The sequence below is a fragment of the Pseudomonas sp. St29 genome (assembly GCF_001547915.1).
Classification (GTDB): domain Bacteria; phylum Pseudomonadota; class Gammaproteobacteria; order Pseudomonadales; family Pseudomonadaceae; genus Aquipseudomonas.
In genome coordinates this window covers 1057277-1076434 of the sequence record NZ_AP014628.1, presented here as the reverse complement: position 1 = coordinate 1076434, position 19158 = coordinate 1057277, and the positions used below count along the sequence as shown (strand labels likewise).

The 19158-nt window shown below is 63.0% G+C and carries 17 protein-coding genes; 7 read left to right on the top strand and 10 right to left on the bottom strand.

Annotation, left to right across the window (positions count from 1 at the left end; all coding sequences use genetic code 11):
- Positions 1-7 precede the first annotated feature (7 nt).
- Positions 8-1291, top strand: a complete 1284-nt coding sequence (locus PST29_RS04805; RefSeq protein ID WP_060842500.1) for a glycosyltransferase family 4 protein — start codon at positions 8-10, stop codon at positions 1289-1291.
- Here the strand turns inward: PST29_RS04805 and PST29_RS04800 are convergent.
- The 3 genes from PST29_RS04800 to PST29_RS04790 all read right to left on the bottom strand — a co-directional run bounded on the left by PST29_RS04800 (position 1288) and on the right by PST29_RS04790 (position 3837).
- On the bottom strand, positions 1288-2391 hold the full coding sequence (locus PST29_RS04800) for an NADH:flavin oxidoreductase (protein ID WP_060842499.1): 1104 nt from the start codon (positions 2389-2391) through the stop codon (positions 1288-1290). The two genes, PST29_RS04805 and PST29_RS04800, sit on opposite strands and share 4 nt — an antisense overlap.
- A gap of 213 nt (positions 2392-2604) precedes the next feature.
- Positions 2605-3087, bottom strand: coding sequence for a glutathione peroxidase (locus PST29_RS04795; RefSeq protein WP_016964799.1), 483 nt, complete (start codon positions 3085-3087; stop codon positions 2605-2607).
- Between the two features lie 264 nt (positions 3088-3351).
- Positions 3352-3837 carry an FKBP-type peptidyl-prolyl cis-trans isomerase gene (locus tag PST29_RS04790; protein ID WP_016964800.1) on the bottom strand — a complete coding sequence of 162 codons (486 nt, stop codon included), beginning with the start codon at positions 3835-3837 and terminating at the stop codon, positions 3352-3354.
- Here PST29_RS04790 and PST29_RS30715 point away from each other — a divergent pair.
- The 3 genes from PST29_RS30715 to PST29_RS04780 are packed head-to-tail and all read left to right on the top strand — an operon-like array spanning position 3806 to position 7207.
- Positions 3806-4144, top strand: coding sequence for a DUF3565 domain-containing protein (locus PST29_RS30715; RefSeq protein WP_082729318.1), 339 nt, complete (start codon positions 3806-3808; stop codon positions 4142-4144). The two genes, PST29_RS04790 and PST29_RS30715, sit on opposite strands and share 32 nt — an antisense overlap.
- 57 nt (positions 4145-4201) lie before the next feature.
- Positions 4202-6301, top strand: a complete 2100-nt coding sequence (gene pta / locus PST29_RS04785; protein WP_060837562.1) for a phosphate acetyltransferase — start codon at positions 4202-4204, stop codon at positions 6299-6301.
- Complete coding sequence (locus tag PST29_RS04780; protein ID WP_060842498.1) at positions 6302-7207, top strand: acyltransferase; 906 nt, start codon at positions 6302-6304, stop codon at positions 7205-7207.
- Positions 7208-7327: 120 nt separating this feature from the next.
- Here the strand turns inward: PST29_RS04780 and cysN are convergent, their stop codons facing one another.
- The 4 genes from cysN to PST29_RS04760 form a co-directional block, all read right to left on the bottom strand.
- The gene (gene cysN / locus PST29_RS04775) at positions 7328-9226 is read right to left on the bottom strand and encodes a sulfate adenylyltransferase subunit CysN (RefSeq protein WP_060837560.1); all 1899 of its coding nucleotides are present in this window, start codon (positions 9224-9226) and stop codon (positions 7328-7330) included.
- A gap of 53 nt (positions 9227-9279) precedes the next feature.
- Positions 9280-9621 carry a four helix bundle protein gene (locus PST29_RS04770; RefSeq protein ID WP_060842497.1) on the bottom strand — a complete coding sequence of 114 codons (342 nt, stop codon included), beginning with the start codon at positions 9619-9621 and terminating at the stop codon, positions 9280-9282.
- A gap of 103 nt (positions 9622-9724) precedes the next feature.
- Positions 9725-10642 (bottom strand): sulfate adenylyltransferase subunit CysD, encoded by a 918-nt coding sequence (cysD, locus tag PST29_RS04765; protein ID WP_011059289.1) that lies wholly within the window; start codon positions 10640-10642, stop codon positions 9725-9727.
- A gap of 168 nt (positions 10643-10810) precedes the next feature.
- Entirely contained in the window at positions 10811-11569 is a 759-nt protein-coding gene (locus tag PST29_RS04760; protein ID WP_019093347.1) for a Nif3-like dinuclear metal center hexameric protein, read from the bottom strand.
- 102 nt (positions 11570-11671) lie between these two features.
- Here PST29_RS04760 and algW point away from each other — a divergent pair, with 102 nt between their 5' ends.
- From algW to PST29_RS04745, 3 genes are all read left to right on the top strand, one after another.
- Positions 11672-12826 (top strand): Do family serine endopeptidase AlgW, encoded by a 1155-nt coding sequence (gene algW, locus PST29_RS04755; RefSeq protein WP_060837558.1) that lies wholly within the window; start codon positions 11672-11674, stop codon positions 12824-12826.
- 85 nt (positions 12827-12911) lie between these two features.
- Positions 12912-15017, top strand: a complete 2106-nt coding sequence (locus PST29_RS04750; protein WP_060842496.1) for a TonB-dependent siderophore receptor — start codon at positions 12912-12914, stop codon at positions 15015-15017.
- Between the two features lie 12 nt (positions 15018-15029).
- The gene (locus PST29_RS04745) at positions 15030-15758 is read left to right on the top strand and encodes a DUF4198 domain-containing protein (RefSeq protein ID WP_060842495.1); all 729 of its coding nucleotides are present in this window, start codon (positions 15030-15032) and stop codon (positions 15756-15758) included.
- A gap of 97 nt (positions 15759-15855) precedes the next feature.
- Here the strand turns inward: PST29_RS04745 and hisC are convergent, their stop codons facing one another.
- From hisC to hisG, 3 genes are all read right to left on the bottom strand, one after another.
- Positions 15856-16908, bottom strand: a complete 1053-nt coding sequence (gene hisC / locus PST29_RS04740; RefSeq protein ID WP_060845069.1) for a histidinol-phosphate transaminase — start codon at positions 16906-16908, stop codon at positions 15856-15858.
- A 2-nt stretch (positions 16909-16910) separates the two neighbouring features.
- Positions 16911-18239 (bottom strand): histidinol dehydrogenase, encoded by a 1329-nt coding sequence (gene hisD, locus PST29_RS04735; RefSeq protein WP_047283941.1) that lies wholly within the window; start codon positions 18237-18239, stop codon positions 16911-16913.
- A 154-nt stretch (positions 18240-18393) separates the two neighbouring features.
- A complete protein-coding gene (gene hisG, locus PST29_RS04730) occupies positions 18394-19029 on the bottom strand; it encodes an ATP phosphoribosyltransferase (protein ID WP_016968619.1) in 636 nt (211 codons plus the stop codon).
- Positions 19030-19158: the final 129 nt, after the last annotated feature.

Genomic DNA, 19158 nt, shown 5'->3' with positions numbered 1-19158 from the left:
TGGCGACATGGCCTCAGTCGACACTGAGGCCATGACGACCGCTCTGCATATCACCCTCATCACTGAAACCTTCCCGCCGGAAATCAATGGCGTGGCCAATACCCTTGGCCGCCTGTGCGATGGCCTGCGCGCCCGCGGGCATCAGGTGGAGCTGGTGCGCCCGCGCCAGGGCTGCGACCAGAGTCGGCCCAGCGATGAAGCGCTGCTGCTGTGCCGCGGCTGGCCGCTACCGGGCTATCCGGGGCTGCAATGGGGTCAGTCGTCGATGCACAAACTGCTGCGGCGCTGGAAACGCCAGCGCCCGGACGTGCTCTACATTGCCACCGAAGGTCCCCTGGGACTGTCTGCACTGCGGGCCGCCCAGCGCCTGGGGATCTCGGTGGTCAGCGGCTTCCATACCAACTTCCAGCAGTACTCCAGCCAATACGGCCTGGGTTTGCTGACTCGTCTGCTGACCCACTACCTGCGCTGGTTCCACAATCGCTCGAAGCTGACCCTGGTGCCCAGTGTCAGCCAGCGCCTGGAGCTGGAGCGCCGCCACTTCGAACGCCTGGCCCTGCTGTCCCGAGGCGTCGACAGCCAGTTGTTCCATCCGGCCAAGCGGCTCAATGAGTTGCGCAGCCATTGGGGCCTGGGCAACGACGACCTGGCGGTGATCCATGTCGGGCGCCTGGCGCCGGAGAAGAATCTCGGGCTGCTCAAGCGCTGCTTCGAACAGCTCAAGGCCAGTTATCCACAGCGTCGGATGAAGTTGATCGTGGTGGGTGACGGCCCACAACGTGCCGCCCTGGAAAAAAACCTGCCCGAAGCCCTGTTCTGCGGCAGCCAGCGCGGCGAGGCACTGGCGGCCCATTACGCCTCGGGGGATGTGTTCCTGTTTCCCAGCCTGACCGAAACCTTCGGCAATGTGGTGCTGGAAGCCCTGGCGTCCGGCTTGGCGGTGGTGGCTTACGATCAGGCCGCGGCAGCCCAGCATATCCGCCATGGCTACAACGGCGTGCTGGCCATGCCCGGGGATGAAGGCGCGTTCTGTGAGGCTGCCGGCTGGCTGCTGGAGGAAGCGGAAACCCTGCGCCGGGTACGTCTCAATGCCCGGCAACACGCCAGCCGCCAAGGGTGGCCCGCCGTGATCGAACAGTTTGAAGATCAGTTGCGCAATGCCTGCCAGCCGGCTCCGGCCGGGGACTACGAGGCAATGATCGAAGCGGCGCTGCAAAAAACGCCAGGTACGGTCAAGACTCTCCAGGCGGTGAGAGGGCTGCCCCCCTCGCCGCCCGGAGCCGGACGTTAGACCAGGGTCATCAGGGCTTCGCGGCTGAACGGCAGAATGTCCTGCTCACGGCCTTCACGGACTTTCTGCGCCCAATCCGGATCCACCAGCAGGGCCCGGCCCACGGCCACCAGATCGAACTCGTCGTTGTTCAGGCGCTGCAGCAGGTTTTCCAGGCTGGCCGGCTGCGCCACCTTGTCGGTGTTGACCATGAACTGCAGGAACTCGCCGTCCAGGCCGACGCTGCCCACGGTGATGGTCGGCTTGCCAGTGAGCTTGCGGGTCCAGCCGGCCAGGTTCAGGTCCGAACCTTCGAACTCCGGCTCCCAGAAGCGCCGGGTCGAGCAGTGGAAGATATCCACACCGGCATCCGCCAGCGGCTTGAGGAATGCGCCCAGGGCTTGCGGAGTCTGTACCAGACGAGCGCTGTAGTCCTGCTGCTTCCATTGGGAAAAGCGCAGGATGATCGGGAAGTCCGGGCCGACGGCGGCACGCACGGCCTGGATCAGCTCGATGGCGAAACGCGAACGCTGGGCCAGGTCGCCGCCATATTCATCGGTGCGCTGGTTGCTGCCTTCCCAGAAGAACTGGTCCACCAGATAACCGTGGGCGCCGTGGATTTCCACGCCGTCCATGCCGATGCTCTGGGCATCCTTGGCGGCCTGGGCGAAAGCGGCGATCACCTCCCGGATGTCCTCGTGGGTCATGCCATGCACCACCACCTTGCCATCCTTGAGCTTCTCACTGGGGCCGTAGCCGGGCACGCTGGCATCCGGCTCGGTGCCCAGGCGCCGCACATTGCCCACATGCCACAGCTGCGGGACGATCTTGCCGCCCTCGGCATGAACCGCGTCCACCACCTTCTTCCAGCCGGCCAGGGCCGCTTCGCCATAAAACTGCGGCACGTTGGGGTAACCGTTGGCGGCCTGGTGTCCGACCGTGGTGCCCTCGGTGATGATCAGGCCCACGCCGGCGGCGGCACGGCGCCGGTAATACTCGATGACCTTGGCGTTGGGCACCCCACCCGGGGAAAACGAGCGGGTCATGGGCGCCATCACCACGCGGGTCGGCAGCTCCAGCGCGCCGAGTTGAAAGGGTTTGAACAAGGCTTGAACAGGCATGCTGCACTCCGACAAAAAGGCTTGAGTCGATATTCGACGCACAAGACTGCGCCGGGTACCGGCCCCGGCGCACTTATGATGGGGATAATATTCATCCCCCCAAGCCCTGCACAGCATTATTGATTTAAGTGATTTAGATGCAAAAACGCCGCATGAGAGCGGCGCGAGGCAGGCAAGAACAATGGGCCGGGCGGGTGCACCCGGCTGGCCGCTTCAGCTCAAGGCCTTCTCGATAGCCTGGACCACGGTGGGATCATCCGGCGCGGTGCGTGGCGAGAAGCGCGCCAGAACCCGGCCATCCTTGCCCAGGAGGAATTTTTCGAAGTTCCAGGTGATGTCCCCCGGAAACTCGGCCCCCTCGCCCGCCAGCAAACGGTACAGCTGATGCCGCTCGGGACCGTTGACCTCGAGCTTGCTGCTCAGGGGAAAGGTCACCCCGTAGTTGAGGCTGCAAAACTCCTGGATCTGCTGCTCGGTGCCCGGCTCCTGCCCGGCGAACTGATTGCAGGGCAGGCCCAGTACGCTGAACCCCTGGCCCTTGTATTGCTGGTAGAGATTTTCCAACGCCGCATATTGTGGTGTCAGACCACATTTGGAGGCGACGTTGACCACCAGCACGACTTGCCCCTTGAAGGGCGCGAGCGGCAGCTCCTGACCATCCAGGGCTTTCAATTTAAGGTCGTGAAAAGCACTCATGACGAACTCCAAATTCCTGTGTTCTTCCAGAAAACAGCCTCTCGACAGTACAGCCAAAAGCCGCGGACTAAAAAGGCGCCCTCGCAGGCTGTGTGAAAACGTCGCGAGTGCAGGCAAGACAAGGCAAAAACAGGCGAGGAAGCGGAGTTTAGGAGCCTAAATGAGCATTCCGAGCCTGTTTTTAACGCAGTATTGCCAAACGCAGTAGTTTTCACACAGCCTGCTCGGGCGCCTCTCCAGCACGCTTGAGCTTAGCGCAGAAAATCAGTGGTGATGGCCACCTTCGCCATGGACGTGGCCATGAGCGATTTCTTCCTGGCTGGCATCACGGATGGCAACGATCTTGACCTGGAAGTTCAGGCGCTGACCGGCCAGCGGGTGGTTGCCGTCGACGGTCACGTCGTCGCCGTCCAGGTCACGGATGGTCACGATCTGCATCTGGCCGTCCGGAGCGGAAGCGTGGAACTGCATGCCCACTTCCAGCTCGTCGACGCCTTCGAACATGCTGCGGCTCAGGGTGCTGACCAGTTCGGCAGCGTATTCGCCGTAGGCATCTTCAGGTTCTACGGAAACGTTCAGCTCGTCACCGACTTGCTTGCCTTCCAGAGCCTTTTCCAGACCAGGAATGATGTTACCTGCGCCTTGCAGGTAGACCAGCGGGGCGCCGCCGGCAGAGCTGTCGATGACCTCACCAGCGTCATTGGTGAGGGTATAGTCGATGGAGACAGCCTTATTGGCGGCGATCAGCATGGGGCGGGACCTTTTGCATAAGAATGAAGAGCGTCGAAGTTTAGCGAAGCAATCGCTCGAAAGCGAACGGAACCCGGACCAACGGAACGGGAAAAGCCGGCCGACAATTCGTGGATTTCATCAGGATGAAGACGGCCACTGGGTGGTGGAGCTGTCCTGCGGCCATACCCAGCACCTGCGCCACCAGCCCCCCTGGCAATCCCGGGCCTGGGTCCTAGACCCACAGCGGCGGGCAGAAAAAATAGGCCAGCCCTTTGACTGTGGCTGGTGTGCTCAGCCCCCGGGAAGCGATAACCTTAGCGCCTGACGATTCGGCAGACGGCCTTAGACCGTCGCCCTTGCCATGCACCTTCCGAGAATTCGCATGCAAACTTTTTTTATCGCGCCCACCGATTTTGGTGTGGGTCTGACCTCCATCAGCCTCGGGCTGGTGCGTACCCTGGAACGGGCCGGCCTCAAGGTCGGCTTTTTCAAACCCATTGCCCAGCCTCATCCGGGCGATACCGGTCCCGAGCGCTCCACCGAGCTGGTGGCCCGCACCCACGGTCTGAAACCGCCACAACCCCTGGGCCTGGCCCATGTCGAGCGGATGCTCGGCGACGGTCAGCTGGATGAGCTGCTGGAGGAAATCATCACCCTCTACCAGCAAGCCGCCATCGGCAAGGACGTGCTGATCGTCGAAGGCATGGTGCCGACCCGCAGCGCCAGCTACGCCGCCCGGGTCAACCTGCACCTGGCGAAAAGCCTGGATGCCGAGGTGATCCTGGTGTCCGCCCCGGAAAACGAAGTGCTCACCGAACTGTCCGGCCGGGTCGAGCTGCAGGCACAGTTGTTCGGCGGCCCGCGGGACCCGAAAGTGCTGGGTGTGATCCTCAACAAGGTGCGCACCGATGAAAGCATGGAGGCCTTCTCCGCACGCTTGAAGGAGCATTCGCCATTGCTGCGCAGCGGCGACTTCCGCCTGCTGGGGTGCATTCCCTTCCAGCCGGAACTCAACGCCCCACGCACCCGCGACGTAGCGGAGCTGATGGGAGCCCAGGTGCTCAACGCCGGCGACTACGAAAGCCGGCGCATGACCAAGATCATCATTTGCGCCCGCACCATGCGCAACACCGTGGAGCTGCTCAAGCCCGGCGTGCTGGTGGTGACGCCGGGGGACCGCGACGACATCATCCTCGCCGTGAGCCTGGCAGCGATCAACGGCGTGCCCCTGGCGGGCCTGCTGCTGACCAGCGACACCCTGCCCGACCCGCGGATCATGGAGCTATGCCGTGGCGCCCTGAACGCCGGCCTGCCGGTGCTGTCGGTCAGCACCGGGTCCTACGACACCGCCAACCAGCTCAATGGCCTGAACAAGGAAATCCCCATCGATGACCGCGAGCGCGCGGAAATCATCACCGACTTCGTCGCCAGCCACCTGGACGCCAACTGGCTGCACCAGCGCTGCGGCACCCCGCGGGAAATGCGCCTGTCGCCGGCCGTGTTCCGCTACCAGTTGATCCAGCGAGCCCAGCAGGCCAACAAACGCATCGTCCTGCCCGAAGGCAGCGAGCCGCTGACCGTACAGGCCGCCGCCATCTGCCAGGCCCGTGGCATTGCCCGTTGTGTGCTGCTGGCCAAGCCGGAGGAAGTTCATGCGGTGGCCCGGGCCCAGGGCATCGAGTTGCCCGAAGGCCTGGAGATTCTCGACCCGGACCTGATCCGCGAGCGCTACGTGGAGCCCATGGTTGCCCTGCGCAAGAGCAAGAGCCTCAACGCGCCCATGGCCGAGCAGCAACTGGAAGACCCGGTGGTGATCGGCACCGTGATGCTGGCCCTGGATGAAGTGGACGGCCTGGTATCCGGGGTGATCCACTCCACCGCCAACACCATCCGTCCGGCCCTGCAACTGATCAAGACCGCCCCGGGCTGCACCCTGGTGTCTTCGGTGTTCTTCATGCTGTTCCCCGAGCAGGTGCTGGTCTACGGCGACTGCGTGATGAACCCGCACCCCAGCGCCAGCGAGCTGGCGGAAATCGCCTTGCAGAGCGCCGATTCGGCGGCGGCCTTCGGCATCACCCCACGGGTGGCAATGATCAGCTACTCCAGCGGCGATTCGGCCAGCGGCGAAGAAGTGGAGAAAGTCCGCGAGGCGACCCTGCTGGCCCATGAAGCCCAGCGCTCATTGCTGATCGACGGCCCGCTGCAATACGACGCCGCGGCCAACGAGAACGTCGCCCGACAACTGGCGCCCAACAGCCAGGTGGCGGGCAAGGCCACGGTGTTCGTGTTCCCCGACCTGAACACCGGCAACACCACCCACAAGGCCGTGCAGCGCAGCGCCGATTGCGTGAGCCTGGGCCCGATGCTGCAAGGCCTGCGCAAACCCGTGAATGACCTGCCCCGGGGCGCCCAGGTGGACGACATCGTCTACACCATCGCCCTGACCGCGATTCAAGCCGCCAACCGACCCATGGATGTCTAAATGCTGGAATTTCTACCTGCCGTCGTGCGCGGGATCATTGCCTCGATCCTGCTGGCGCTGAACACCCTCCTGCTGTGCTCGTTCCTGTTCTGCGTGGCGATCTGCAAGGCCCTGCCCTTCGCCCTCACCCAGCGCTTGACTCACTGGCTGATGAACCACACCCACGAAGCCTGGATCAGCAACAACAAGGCCTGGATGCAGCTGGTGTGCCGCACCCGCTGGCATGTGCAGGACCTGCAAGGCCTGGATTACCAGCACTCCTACCTGGTCACCAGCAACCACCAGAGCTGGGTCGACATCATGGTCCTGCAGTACGTGTTCAACCGGCGCATTCGCCCGTTGAAGTTCTTCCTCAAGCAGGAGTTGATCTGGGTGCCGGTGATTGGCCTGGCCTGGTGGGCTCTGGGCTTCCCGTTCATGAAGCGCTACTCCAAGGCCTACCTGGAAAAGCATCCGGAGAAGAAAGGCAAGGACCTGGAAACCACCCGCAAGACCTGCGCGAAGTTTCGCAACAACCCGGTGGGCATCTTCAACTTCGTCGAAGGCACGCGCTTTACCGACGCCAAGCACGCCCAGCAGCAATCACCGTTTCGCTACCTGCTCAAGCCCAAGGCCGGTGGTATCGCCTTTGTGTTGGACGCCATGGGCGAGCAACTGCAATCGATCATCGATGTGACCCTGCACTACCCCGCTGGCCGGCCCGGTTTCTGGGACCTGTTGTGCGGCAGGGTCAAGGATGTGGTGGTGCGCTTTGAAGAGGTACGGATTCCGCCGCAGTTCATTGGCAAGAACTACGAACAGGACACGGCCTATCGCCAGGAATTCCAGGGCTGGATCAACCAGCAGTGGCTGGCCAAGGATGCGCTGCTGGAAGTGCTGCATCGAGAGTATCCGGCAAAATCCTGAGGGCCTCTTCGCTGGCAAGCCAGCTCCTATGGAGCTGTACCGTCCTGGCCGGGGAAGGCTAATTCAAGCGCACAAAAAAGCCCGCAGCCGATCACTCGACTGCGGGCTTTTGGCTACGGCTTAGATCGCGCCGCGGCTGCGCAGCAGGTCCAGCACCTGCTTGACGCTCTCTTCCACCGACAGCGCCTGGGTGTCGATCACCAGATCGGCATTGAGCGGCACGTCGTAAGGGAAGGATTCGCCCGGGATGTTATCCCCACCCGCCGCGTACAGGCCTTGCGGATCACGCTCGGCGCACACCGCAGGCGATGCCTGGACATACACCGTCAGCAGACGCTCCTTGCCGATCAGGTCCTTGGCCTGCTCGCGCCCTTCGGCACTCGGTGCCACGAACGCGGCCAGGGTCAGCAGGCCGGCTTCGTTGAACTGACGGGCGACGTGGGCCGCACGGCGCCAGTTCTCGGTCCGCCCGGCACGGTCCTGGGGCAGGCCCTTGTTCAGGTCGTGCCGCAGGTTCTGGCCATCGAGCACGTACACCGCACGACCCATGTCGAACAGCTTGCGCTCCACGGCGTAGGCCAGGGTGCTCTTGCCGGCGCCCGACAGGCCGCTGAACAGCACGGTGGCCGGTTGCTGGCCGAAGCGCTGGGCACGTTCTTCGGTGGCCACATGAGCCAGCTTGCCATGGTGGGTGGCGCTGCCATGGGCCACCGGCTGGGCGATGATCATGCCGGCGCCGACGGTGCCGTTGGTCAAGCGGTCGATGACGATGAAAGCGCCGGTGGTGCGGTTGCTTTCGTAGCCATCCAGGGCGATCGGTGCATCGAGGCTGATCTTGACCTTGCCGATCTCGTTCAGTTGCAGCGCGCTGGCCGCGCCCTCTTCCAGGGTGTTCACATCCACCTTGTGGTTGATGCTGGCGATCGAGCCCGGCACGTAGCTGGTCGCACGCTTGATGTCGTATTTCTTGCCCGGCAGCATCGGCTCTTCGGCCATCCACACCAGCATGGCTTCGAAGCTGTCGGTGACCGGCGGCACGTTGTCGGCATGCACCAGCAGGTCGCCGCGGGAGATGTCGATCTCGTCTTCCATGGTCAGGGTCACGGCCTGGCCAGGACCGGCCTGCTCCAGCTCGCCCTCGAAGGTGACGATGGACTTGACCCGGCTGCTCTTGCCCGACGGCAGCACCACGACTTCGTCACCCTTGTGCACGATGCCGCTGGCCAGGGTGCCGGCAAAACCACGGAAGTTCAGGTTCGGACGGTTGACGTACTGCACCGGGAAACGCAGGTCGGTGAAGTTGCGGTCACCGGCCACTTCCACGGTTTCGAGGATTTCCATCAGCGACTGCCCGGTGTACCAGGGCGAACGCTCGCTCTTGTTCACCACGTTGTCGCCCTTGAGCGCCGACATCGGCACGAAGTGCAGGCTGGTGGGCTGCAACTTCAGGCCCTGGGCAAACTTCAGGTAGTCGGCCTTGATCGACTCGAACACGCCTTCATCGAAGTTCTTGAGGTCCATCTTGTTGATGGCGACGACGATGTGCTTGATGCCCAGCAGCGAGGCGATGAAGCTGTGGCGACGGGTCTGGGTCTGCACACCGTAGCGGGCATCCACCAGGATGATCGCCAGGTCACAGGTGGAAGCACCGGTGGCCATGTTACGGGTGTACTGCTCATGGCCTGGGGTGTCGGCAATGATGAACTTGCGCTTGGCGGTGGAGAAATAGCGATAGGCGACATCGATGGTGATGCCCTGCTCGCGCTCGGCCTGCAAGCCATCCACCAGCAACGCCAGGTCGATGTCGTCACCGGTGGTGCCGACCTTCTTCGAATCCCGGGTGATGGCTTCCAGGTGGTCTTCGTAGATCATCTTCGAGTCGTGCAGCAGGCGCCCGATCAGGGTGCTCTTGCCGTCGTCGACGTTGCCGCAGGTGAGAAAGCGCAGCAGCTCTTTGCGTTCGTGCTGGCCCAGGTACGCGAGGATGTCCTCGCTGATCAAATCAGATTGATGGCTCATAGCGTTCAAGCTCCAAGCTGTAAGCTTCAAGCGGCAAGCTTGTCGGCGTACAGCTAGTCAGAATTTTTTTTGATCAAGCCGCAGAGCATTTTGGAAAGCTCGCGAGTTTCTTTAATCCAATTTTCAGCCAGCGGCTTTGCTATGTAGGCAATCTCACTGCCGATGATGATCTGCGTGCGCAACTCCCCGTTGGAAGCTTTTGCAATCCAGAGAAACCAGCTTTTCTCCCTGGCACTACGTCGCTCCATACCTTCAGCGATATTGGAGGGCACCGAGAGTGCCGAGCGAGTGATTTGATTCTTGAAACCAAAGTCCTCGCATCGTGCCATCTCTCTATAGATATCTACCGCCAGAGCCTTGCTTCTCTGCCAAACAACCAGTTTCTCGAAGTCCATGACGAGTCACTCGATGCTGGCTCACAGCAACCCGCTGTAAGCATCAAGCTGCAAGCTACGCATCACGCTTCTAACTTGCAGCTTGCCGCTTGTAACTTGAAGCTTAAAAGTACCCTTGACGTTTCTTGTCTTCCATCGAGCCGGCGCCATCGTGGTCGATGACCCGGCCCTGGCGCTCGGAAGTTCGCGTCAGGAGCATTTCCTGGATGATGTCCGTCAGGCTCTCGGCCTCGGACTCCACCGCGCCCGTCAACGGGTAGCAGCCAAGGGTACGGAAACGCACTTTCTTCTTGACGATGCGGGCTTTCTCTTCATCGGACAGATGCTCGAGGATGCGCTCGTCATCGATCATGATCAGGGTGCCGTTCTTCTCGATCACTTCACGCTCGGCGGCGAAGTACAGCGGCACGATCGGGATGCCTTCCAGGTAGATGTACTGCCAGATGTCCAGCTCGGTCCAGTTGGACAGCGGGAACACGCGGATCGACTCGCCCTTGTTGACCTTGCCGTTGTAGACGTTCCACAGCTCGGGACGCTGGTTCTTCGGGTCCCAGCGGTGCTTGCTGTCGCGGAACGAGTAGACGCGCTCCTTGGCGCGGGACTTCTCTTCATCGCGGCGGGCACCGCCGAACGCGGCGTCGAAACCGTGTTTGTCCAGCGCCTGCTTGAGGCCCTCGGTCTTCATGATGTCGGTGTGTTTGGCACTGCCGTGGGTGAACGGGTTGATGCCCTGGGCCACGCCATCCGGGTTGACGTGGGTGATCAGGTCCAGGCCCAGTTCTTCGACCATGCGGTCGCGGAACTTGTACATTTCCTGGAATTTCCACTGGGTATCGACGTGCATCACCGGGAACGGCAGCTTGCCGGGGAAGAACGCCTTGCGGGCCAGATGCAACATCACGGCGGAGTCTTTACCGATGGAGTACAGCATCACCGGGTTGTCGAACTCGGCGGCCACCTCGCGGATGATGTGGATGCTTTCCGCCTCCAGCTGTTTCAGATGCGTCAGTTTGTCGACCATGGCTACTCACGAAAGCTTTCTTATGGACGGCCATCGGGCCGTGTTCGAGCGGGGCATGCTAGCACAGCGACCTGCTTCTAATCAGGGAGCCAACTAGAACGAAACGATATATGAATATGCCGCCCGGTTAGGCAGCTAAATCGCATGCCCGGGCGGCCCATGCAGGGGTTAGATCGGGTTGGGGCAGTCGATGAACAGGTGCTCCAGGGCAAAGCGCCGGGCCAGATAGTCGCCCAGGGCCTGGACGCCGTAACGCTCGGTGGCGTGGTGGCCGGCGGCGATGAAGCTGATGTCGTTTTCCCGGGCACTGTGGAAGGTCTGCTCCGAGGCCTCGCCGCTCAGGTACAGGTCGACGCCGGCCTGCACCGCCTGGTCGATGTAGCCCTGGCCACCCCCGGTGCACCAGCCGACCCGGCGGATCATTTCGCTGCCTTCGATCAGCAGCGGTTCACGGCCCATCGCTTCCTGCACCCGCCGGGCAAAGTCCCGCGCCGTCATGGGTTCGCCCAAGGAACCGACCAAACCGACGACCTTGGGGTTCTCCGGGTCCAATGGGCCTTCCACGGTGATATCCAACTGCCGGGCCAACTGCACGTTGTTGCCCACCTCGGGGTGCAGGTCCAGGGGCAGGTGATAGGCCAACAGGCTGATGTCGTGCTTGAGCAGGGTTTTCAACCTACGCTGCTTCATGCCGGTGATGCAGGGGTTCTCGCCTTTCCAGAAGTAGCCGTGATGCACCAGCACCAGATCGGCCTTGGCCTCCACGGCGGCATCCAGCAAGGCCTGGCTGGCAGTCACGCCACTGACGATACGCATCACCTGCGGGCGCCCTTCGACCTGCAGGCCATTGGGGCAGTAGTCGGCAATGCGTGAACTGCCCAGATAACGGTCCGCTTCTTCCACCAATGTGCTCAGGGCAACGGCCATAAAAGACTCCTAAATATCCCGTTCAGAGGCGCGCGCGGCCTCGTATAATGCGCGACATTATGGGCCGTGCGCAGCCCTTCGTAACCACCCAGGACTTGCTCAATGCTCAAGGCTCTGCGTTTTTTTGGCTGGCCGCTTCTGGCCGGCGTGCTCATCGCGTTGCTGATTATTCAGCGCTACCCCCAGTGGGTCGGCCTGCCCAGCCTGGACGTCAACCTGCAACAAGCGCCTCAAACCACCAGTACCCGGCAGGGACCGGTGTCTTATGCCGATGCGGTGCTGATTGCCGCGCCTGCGGTGGTCAACCTGTACACCACCAAGGTCATCAACAAACCGGCCCACCCACTGTTTGAAGACCCGCAGTTCCGCCGCTTCTTCGGCGACAACCTGCCCAAGCAGCAGCGCATGGAGTCGAGCCTGGGTTCCGGGGTGATCATGAGCCCCGAAGGTTACTTGCTGACCAACAACCACGTGACCTCCGGCGCCGAACAGATCGTGGTGGCGCTCAAGGATGGGCGGGAAACCCTGGCCCGGGTCATCGGCAGCGATCCGGAAACCGATCTGGCGGTGCTCAAGATCGACCTGAAGAACCTGCCTTCGATCACCGTCGGCCGCTCGGAAAACGTCCGCGTCGGCGACGTCGCCCTGGCCATCGGCAACCCGTTCGGAGTCGGCCAGACCGTGACCATGGGCATCATCAGCGCCACCGGACGCAACCAGCTGGGCCTGAACAACTACGAAGATTTCATCCAGACCGACGCCGCGATCAACCCGGGCAACTCCGGCGGCGCCCTGGTGGACGCCAATGGCAACCTGACCGGGATCAACACCGCGATCTTCTCCAAGTCCGGCGGCTCACAGGGCATCGGCTTCGCCATTCCGATCAAGCTGGCCATGGAAGTGATGAAGTCGATCATCGAACACGGCCAGGTCATCCGTGGCTGGCTGGGAATCGAAGTGCAACCGCTGACTCAGGAACTGGCGGAGTCCTTCGGCCTGGCCGGACGTCCCGGGATCGTGGTGGCGGGGATCTTCCGCGATGGCCCGGCACAGAAAGCCGGCATGCAACTGGGTGACGTGATCCTCAGCATCGACGGCGAGCCGGCCGGCGACGGCCGTCGCTCGATGAACCAGGTGGCGCGCATCAAGCCGATGGAAAAAGTCGCCATCCTGGTGATGCGCAATGGCAAGGAACTCAAGCTGACGGCGGAAATCGGCCTGCGTCCGCCACCCGCACCGGTCAAGGAAGAAGACTAAAGCTGGGCCCGGCAATGCCGGGCTAACAGCATACATTCTCATTGGTCATGTTATATTGTTTCAATATTGCTATTGGAACAGCCCCATGACGTCCCGAAAAATCCTCCCCCTGGCCGGTCTGGCACTCGGCCTGCTGGCCGACCCCCTGCTCGCCGAAGAACCGCAAACCCTGGAGCTGGAAACCACCCGCATCAGCACCGAGTACGAGTCCGCCACCGGTCCGGTCAAGGGCTACCGGGCCACCCGCTCGGCCAGTGCCACCAAGACCGATACGGCAATCCGCGATATCCCGCAGTCCGTCAGCGTGATCCCCGCCAGCGTGCTCAAGGACCTGGGCAGCCACAATGTCGAACGCGCCCTGGAGTTTGCCGGCGGAGTCGCCAAGCAGAACAACTTCGGCGGTCTGACCCTGTATGAATACAGCGTGCGCGGCTTCACCACCTCGGAGTTCTACAAGGACGGCTTCAGCGCCAACCGCGGTTACCCCAGCACCCCGGACGCCGCCAACATCGAGCGCATCGAAGTGCTCAAGGGCCCGGCCGCCAGCCTCTATGGCCGCGGCGACCCTGGCGGCACGGTGAACATCGTGACCAAGAAACCCCAGCCCGAAGCCTTCACCACCCTGCAGACCAGTGCCGGCAGCTGGGACCGCTACCGCACCGCCCTGGACCTCAACACCCCGCTGGATGCCCAGGGCAACCTGCTGTCCCGGGTCAACCTGGCGGTGGAGGACAACCACAGCTTTCGCGACCACGTCGACAGTCGCCGGGTGTTCGTCGCCCCCTCCTTCAGCTGGCAGTTGAACCCGGACACAAACCTGCTGGTGGAAAGCGAATTCGTGCGCCACAGCTCGACCTTCGACCGCGGCATCGTCGCCCCCAACAACCGCTGGAGCGGCGTCTCGCGCTCGACCTTCCTCGGCGAACCCAGCGACGGCAACATCGACAACCACAACACCATGCTCCAGGCCGCCCTGGAACATCACCTCAACGACAGCTGGAAGCTGCGCCTGGCCAGCCACTACAAGGAAGGCAAGTTGTGGGGCTTCGCCTCGGAAACCCGCCCGTTGAATGCCGACCAGCACACCGTCAATCGGCGCTACCGCGAGCGCGACAACAACTGGCACGACAGCATCACCCAACTGGAACTGCGCGGCCTGTTCGACATCGGCAGTTGGCAGCACGAAGTGCTGATCGGCAGCGAATACGAGAACTACCGCAAGAACGAGCGGGTCACCACCCTCGCCGGCGGCGCCTACGCTGTCGACATCTACGACCCGATCTACGGCCAGGCCAAGCCCAACGGCAAACGTTCCGGCACGGACTTTTTCGAACATGTCGAAAGCCAGGCCCTCAACCTGCAGGACCAGATTGTCTTCAACGACCGCTTGCGCGGCATGCTCGGCGCCCGCTTCGAACATTTCGAGCAACGGATCGACGACCACACCACCGGCAAGCGCAGCCGCCAGAGCCACGACGCCCTGACCCAGCGCGCCGGCCTGCTCTATCAACTGACGCCGCAAGTGGGCCTGTTCGCCAATGCCTCCACCTCGTTCAAGCCCAACAACGGGCTGGATGCGGCCGGCAAGACCTTCAAGCCCGAGGAAGGGGTCGGTTATGAAGTGGGGATCAAGAGCGAGCTGTTCGACGAGCGTCTGAGCGCCACCCTCGCCGCCTTCCGCATCGACAAGGAAAACGTCCTGGCCCTGGACCCCGGCAGCGACTTCAGCCGCGCCGTGGGCAAGGCCCGCAGTCAGGGCTTGGACATGCAAGTGAGCGGCCAGTTGACTGACGCGGTGCGGGTGATTGGTGCTTATGCGCTGATCGATGCCGAAGTGACCAAGGGCGACCAGACGATCCCGACCGGCAGTCGCATACTCGGCGTGGCCAAGCACAGTGGCAGCCTGCTGGGCGTCTATGAGTTCCAGGACGGACGATTCAAAGGCTCGGACGTCGGCGCCGCCCTGACCTACGTCGGCGATCGCTCCGGCGAGGCCGGCGGCAGCTTCGAGCTGCCGGCCTATCGCACCCTGGACCTGCTGGCCCATTACAAGGCCAGCGACAACCTGACCCTGGGCCTGAACCTGAACAACCTGTTCGACGAGAAGTACTACGAGCGCTCCTACAGCAACTACTGGGTCACGCCCGGCGAGCCGCGCAACTTCACCGTCAGCCTGACACTCAACCTGTAGCCGGAAATCGCCATGCACAACCTCAAATCAATCGCCCTGCTGGGCCTGCTCGCCACCCTGGGTACAACCCAGGCCTCGGCCCACGGTCTGTGGACCGAACAGCGCCGCGGCAATATCGAAGTGATCTACGGCCACGGCGCCGAAGACGACGCCTTCAAGGCCCAGAAGATCAGTGGTGCCTGGGCCTACGACGCCGCAGCCAGAATGATTCCAGTGACCGTGCAACGCCTGGCTGACCATGCGCGCCTGCAACCACTCAAGCCACCGGCGGTGCTGGCGGTGGCGCTGGACAACGGTCCGTGGGCACAAACGGCGGACAAACGCTGGGTCAACCAAGGGCGCAGCAAAGTTGCGGGGGCCATCGCCTCGACCCACACCTTCAAGTACAGCCTGGCGATCTATCAAGCGGGGGCGAAGCTGCCCAGGCTGGAACAGCTCAAGCTGCTGATCCTGCCGGAAGTCGACCCGCTGACCGTGGGCCAGGGCAATAGCCTGCCGGTGCGGGTACTGCTGGATGGGCAGCCCGTGGCTGGGGTCAAGTTGATCGGCGACTACCGCAATGCACCGAGCACCCTGAGCACCGAAACCGATGCTCAGGGACGCGCTCAAGTGTTGGTGAGAAATGAAGGCTTGAACGTGATTGCCGCAGAGCTTGACGTGCCGCTCAAGGACGACCCGGATGTGGCTTCACGCGGCCTGTTCAGCTCCCTGACCTTCCTCGGCGAGCCGCACCACGAGTGAGAGCAGCCGGGGGGCTGCAGCTACAAGCGGCAAGCTTGTAGCTGCAGGCGAGAGGCTCCAAGCATTGGCTCTGGGCTTCTAACTTGCCGCTTGCGGCTTAAAGCTGCCCCAACCCGTCGATCAGCGCCTGGTTCTGCTCCGGCGTGCCGATGCTGATCCGCAGGAATTGGGCGATCCGTTCCTGCTTGAAGTGACGCACGATCACCCCTTGCTCACGCAGCTTGGCCGCCAGGCCGGCTGCGTCGTGCTGGGGGTGGCGGGCAAAGATGAAGTTGGCCGCCGACGGCAGCACTTCAAAACCCTTGGCCTGCAACTGCGCCACCACCCACTCGCGGCTTTCGATCACCAGCTGACAGGTCTTGGCAAAGTACTCGCGGTCCTCGAAGGCCGCCGCTGCACCCACAATGGCCAGGCGATCCAGCGGGTAGGAGTTGAAGCTGTTCTTGATCCGCTCCAGGGCCTCGATCAGGTCCGGATGCCCCACTGCCAGGCCCACCCGCAAGCCGGCCAGGGAGCGCGACTTGGACAGGGTCTGGGTCACCAGCAGGTTGGGGTAGCGGTCCACCAGGCTGATGGCAGTCTGGCCACCGAAGTCGATATAGGCTTCGTCCACGACCACCACCGAATCCGGGCTGGCCTGGAGGATCTGCTCCACCGCGTCCAGGGCCAGCAGGCAGCCGGTGGGCGCATTCGGGTTGGGGAAGATGATCCCGCCGTTGGGCTGGGCGTAGTCGGCCACACGGATCTGGAACTGTTCGTCCAGGGGCACCGCCTGGTAGTCGATGCCGTACAGGCCGCAATACACCGGGTAGAAGCTGTAGCTGATGTCCGGGAACAGCAGCGGCTTATCCTGCTGCAGCAGGCCATGGAAAATGTGCGCCAGGACTTCGTCGGAACCGTTGCCGAGGAAGACCTGATTGCCCTGCACCCCGTAATAGCGGGCCACCGCCTGCTTGAGCAGGTCGCTGTTGGGATCGGGATACAGGCGCAGGTTGTCGTTGAGCTCGGCCTGCATCGCCGCCAGGGCCTTGGGCGACGGGCCATAGGGGTTTTCGTTGGTGTTGAGCTTGACCAGCTTGGTCAGCTTGGGTTGCTCGCCCGGCACGTAGGGCACCAGGTTCTTGACGAACGGACTCCAGAATTTGCTCATGTTCATTGCCCCTGATCTTGGTCATCGACGATGCGGTATTCGGCGCTGCGGGCGTGGGCGGTCAGTGACTCGCCACGGGCCAGCACCGAGGCGGTCCGGCCCAGCTCGGACGCACCCTGCTCGGAGCAGAAGATGATCGACGAGCGTTTCTGGAAGTCATACACCCCCAGCGGTGAGGAGAAACGCGCAGTACCGGACGTCGGCAGCACGTGGTTCGGCCCGGCGCAGTAATCGCCCAGCGCCTCGGAGGTGTGACGGCCCATGAAGATCGCCCCGGCGTGGCGGATCTGCGGCAGCCAGGCTTGCGGGTCGGCCACCGACAGCTCCAGGTGCTCGGGGGCAATGCGGTTGGCCACGTCCATGGCCTGCTGCATGTCGCGAACCTGGATCAGGGCGCCACGGCCATTGATCGAGGTGTTGATGATTTCCGCACGCTCCATGGTCGGCAGCAGCTTGGCGATGCTCGCCGCCACCTTGTCGAGGAACTCGGCGTCCGGGCTGACCAGGATCGCCTGGGCGTCTTCGTCGTGTTCGGCCTGGGAGAACAGGTCCATGGCGATCCAGTCCGGATCGGTCTGGCCGTCACAGACCACGAGGATCTCCGACGGACCGGCGATCATGTCGATGCCGACCTGGCCAAACACATGGCGCTTGGCGGTGGCCACATAGATGTTGCCCGGGCCGACCACCTTGTCCACCTGGGGCACGCTTTCGGTGCCGTAGGCCAGCGCGGCCACGGCCTGGGCGCCGCCGATGGTGAAGACTCGGTCGACCCCGGCAATGCAGGCCGCCGCCAGCACCAGCTCATTGACCTCGCCACGCGGGGTCGGCACCACCATCACCACCTCGGTCACGCCCGCCACCTTGGCCGGGATCGCGTTCATCAGCACCGACGACGGGTAGGAAGCCTTGCCCCCCGGCACGTACAGGCCGGCGCGGTCCAGCGGCGTGACCTTCTGGCCCAGCACCGTGCCGTCGGCCTCGGTGTAGCTCCAGGAGTCCTGCTTCTGTTTCTCGTGATAGCTGCGCACCCGCGCCGCGGCCTTTTCCAGGGCTTCGCGCTGGGCCACAGTGATTCGGGTCAGGGCCAGCTCCAGGCGCTCGCGCGGCAGGATCAGGTCGGCCATGGAGGCCACTTGCAGGCCGTCGAAACGCTGGGTGAACTCCACCAGCGCCGCGTCACCGCGCTCGCGCACGGCCTTGATGATGTCCAGCACCCGCTGATTGACCGAATCGTCAGAGACACTTTCCCAGCTCAGCAGATGATCCAGATGACGGGCGAAATCCGGGTCGGCAGCGTTGAGTCGGCGAATTGCAGTCGGAGCGGTCATAGCGAAGGCCTCAATGATTGGCGAGTGCACAAAAGGGCAAGCTTGGATTTGCAAAGCTCAGGCGCCGCAAGACTACCAAGCCATCCGCGTGGGCACCTGAGCATTCTGGCTATGACGCGGATAGATGGGCGCGGCTCAAGGCCACGCATGTGAATCAGCCGCGGTGTCGCGATTCCACTGCCTTGCGCAGGGTGTCGATCAACGCCTGGATACGGGCGTGCTGCATCTTCATCGATGCCTTGTTGACCACCAGGCGGGAGCTGATGGTGGCGATCAGTTCCTGGGGCTCCAGGCCGTTGGCCCGCAGGGTGTTGCCGGTGTCGACCACGTCGATGATCTTGTCCGCCAGACCGATCAGCGGCGCCAGCTCCATCGAGCCGTAGAGCTTGATGATGTCCACCTGGCGGCCCTGTTCGGCGTAGTAACGCTTGGCCACGTTGACGAACTTGGTGGCCACGCGCAGGCGCCCCTTGGGTTCGACAGCGCCAATGGCACCTGCGGTCATCAGCTTGCACTGGGCAATCTGCAGGTCCAGCGGTTCGTACAGGCCCTGGCCGGAGTACTCCATCAGGACGTCCTTGCCGGCCACCCCAAGGTCGGCAGCGCCATGTTCGACATAGGTCGGCACATCGGTGGCGCGTACGATCAGCAGGCGAACATCGTCCTGAGTCGTGGGGATGATCAGTTTGCGGCTCTTGTCCGGATTCTCGGTTGGCACGATGCCCGCTTCAGCCAGAAGCGGCAGCGTGTCGTCGAGGATACGGCCCTTGGACAGTGCGATGGTCAACATGAGTAACGTAAGTCCTTCTGCGGCGACTGATGCCCGGACGCAAACGGCGCCAGACATGCGTCGAGCCTGAAGACAGGCTCGACGTGGAACAGATTCGGCTGTGGGCACCTCCCTGTGCCCGTCATGCTA

What these genes read in the sequence shown, in the direction of transcription:
- PST29_RS04805 (WP_060842500.1), top strand. Translation starts at nt 8, where the DNA reads ATGGCCTCAGTCGACACTGAGGCCATGACGACCGCTCTGCATATCACC.
- PST29_RS04800 (WP_060842499.1), bottom strand. Translation starts at nt 2,391, where the DNA reads ATGCCTGTTCAAGCCTTGTTCAAACCCTTTCAACTCGGCGCGCTGGAG.
- PST29_RS04795 (WP_016964799.1), bottom strand. Translation starts at nt 3,087, where the DNA reads ATGAGTGCTTTTCACGACCTTAAATTGAAAGCCCTGGATGGTCAGGAG.
- PST29_RS30715 (WP_082729318.1), top strand. Translation starts at nt 3,806, where the DNA reads ATGGAGACAGCCTTATTGGCGGCGATCAGCATGGGGCGGGACCTTTTG.
- PST29_RS04790 (WP_016964800.1), bottom strand. Translation starts at nt 3,837, where the DNA reads ATGCTGATCGCCGCCAATAAGGCTGTCTCCATCGACTATACCCTCACC.
- pta (WP_060837562.1), top strand. Translation starts at nt 4,202, where the DNA reads ATGCAAACTTTTTTTATCGCGCCCACCGATTTTGGTGTGGGTCTGACC.
- PST29_RS04780 (WP_060842498.1), top strand. Translation starts at nt 6,302, where the DNA reads ATGCTGGAATTTCTACCTGCCGTCGTGCGCGGGATCATTGCCTCGATC.
- cysN (WP_060837560.1), bottom strand. Translation starts at nt 9,226, where the DNA reads ATGAGCCATCAATCTGATTTGATCAGCGAGGACATCCTCGCGTACCTG.
- PST29_RS04770 (WP_060842497.1), bottom strand. Translation starts at nt 9,621, where the DNA reads ATGGACTTCGAGAAACTGGTTGTTTGGCAGAGAAGCAAGGCTCTGGCG.
- cysD (WP_011059289.1), bottom strand. Translation starts at nt 10,642, where the DNA reads ATGGTCGACAAACTGACGCATCTGAAACAGCTGGAGGCGGAAAGCATC.
- PST29_RS04760 (WP_019093347.1), bottom strand. Translation starts at nt 11,569, where the DNA reads ATGGCCGTTGCCCTGAGCACATTGGTGGAAGAAGCGGACCGTTATCTG.
- algW (WP_060837558.1), top strand. Translation starts at nt 11,672, where the DNA reads ATGCTCAAGGCTCTGCGTTTTTTTGGCTGGCCGCTTCTGGCCGGCGTG.
- PST29_RS04750 (WP_060842496.1), top strand. Translation starts at nt 12,912, where the DNA reads ATGACGTCCCGAAAAATCCTCCCCCTGGCCGGTCTGGCACTCGGCCTG.
- PST29_RS04745 (WP_060842495.1), top strand. Translation starts at nt 15,030, where the DNA reads ATGCACAACCTCAAATCAATCGCCCTGCTGGGCCTGCTCGCCACCCTG.
- hisC (WP_060845069.1), bottom strand. Translation starts at nt 16,908, where the DNA reads ATGAGCAAATTCTGGAGTCCGTTCGTCAAGAACCTGGTGCCCTACGTG.
- hisD (WP_047283941.1), bottom strand. Translation starts at nt 18,239, where the DNA reads ATGACCGCTCCGACTGCAATTCGCCGACTCAACGCTGCCGACCCGGAT.
- hisG (WP_016968619.1), bottom strand. Translation starts at nt 19,029, where the DNA reads ATGTTGACCATCGCACTGTCCAAGGGCCGTATCCTCGACGACACGCTG.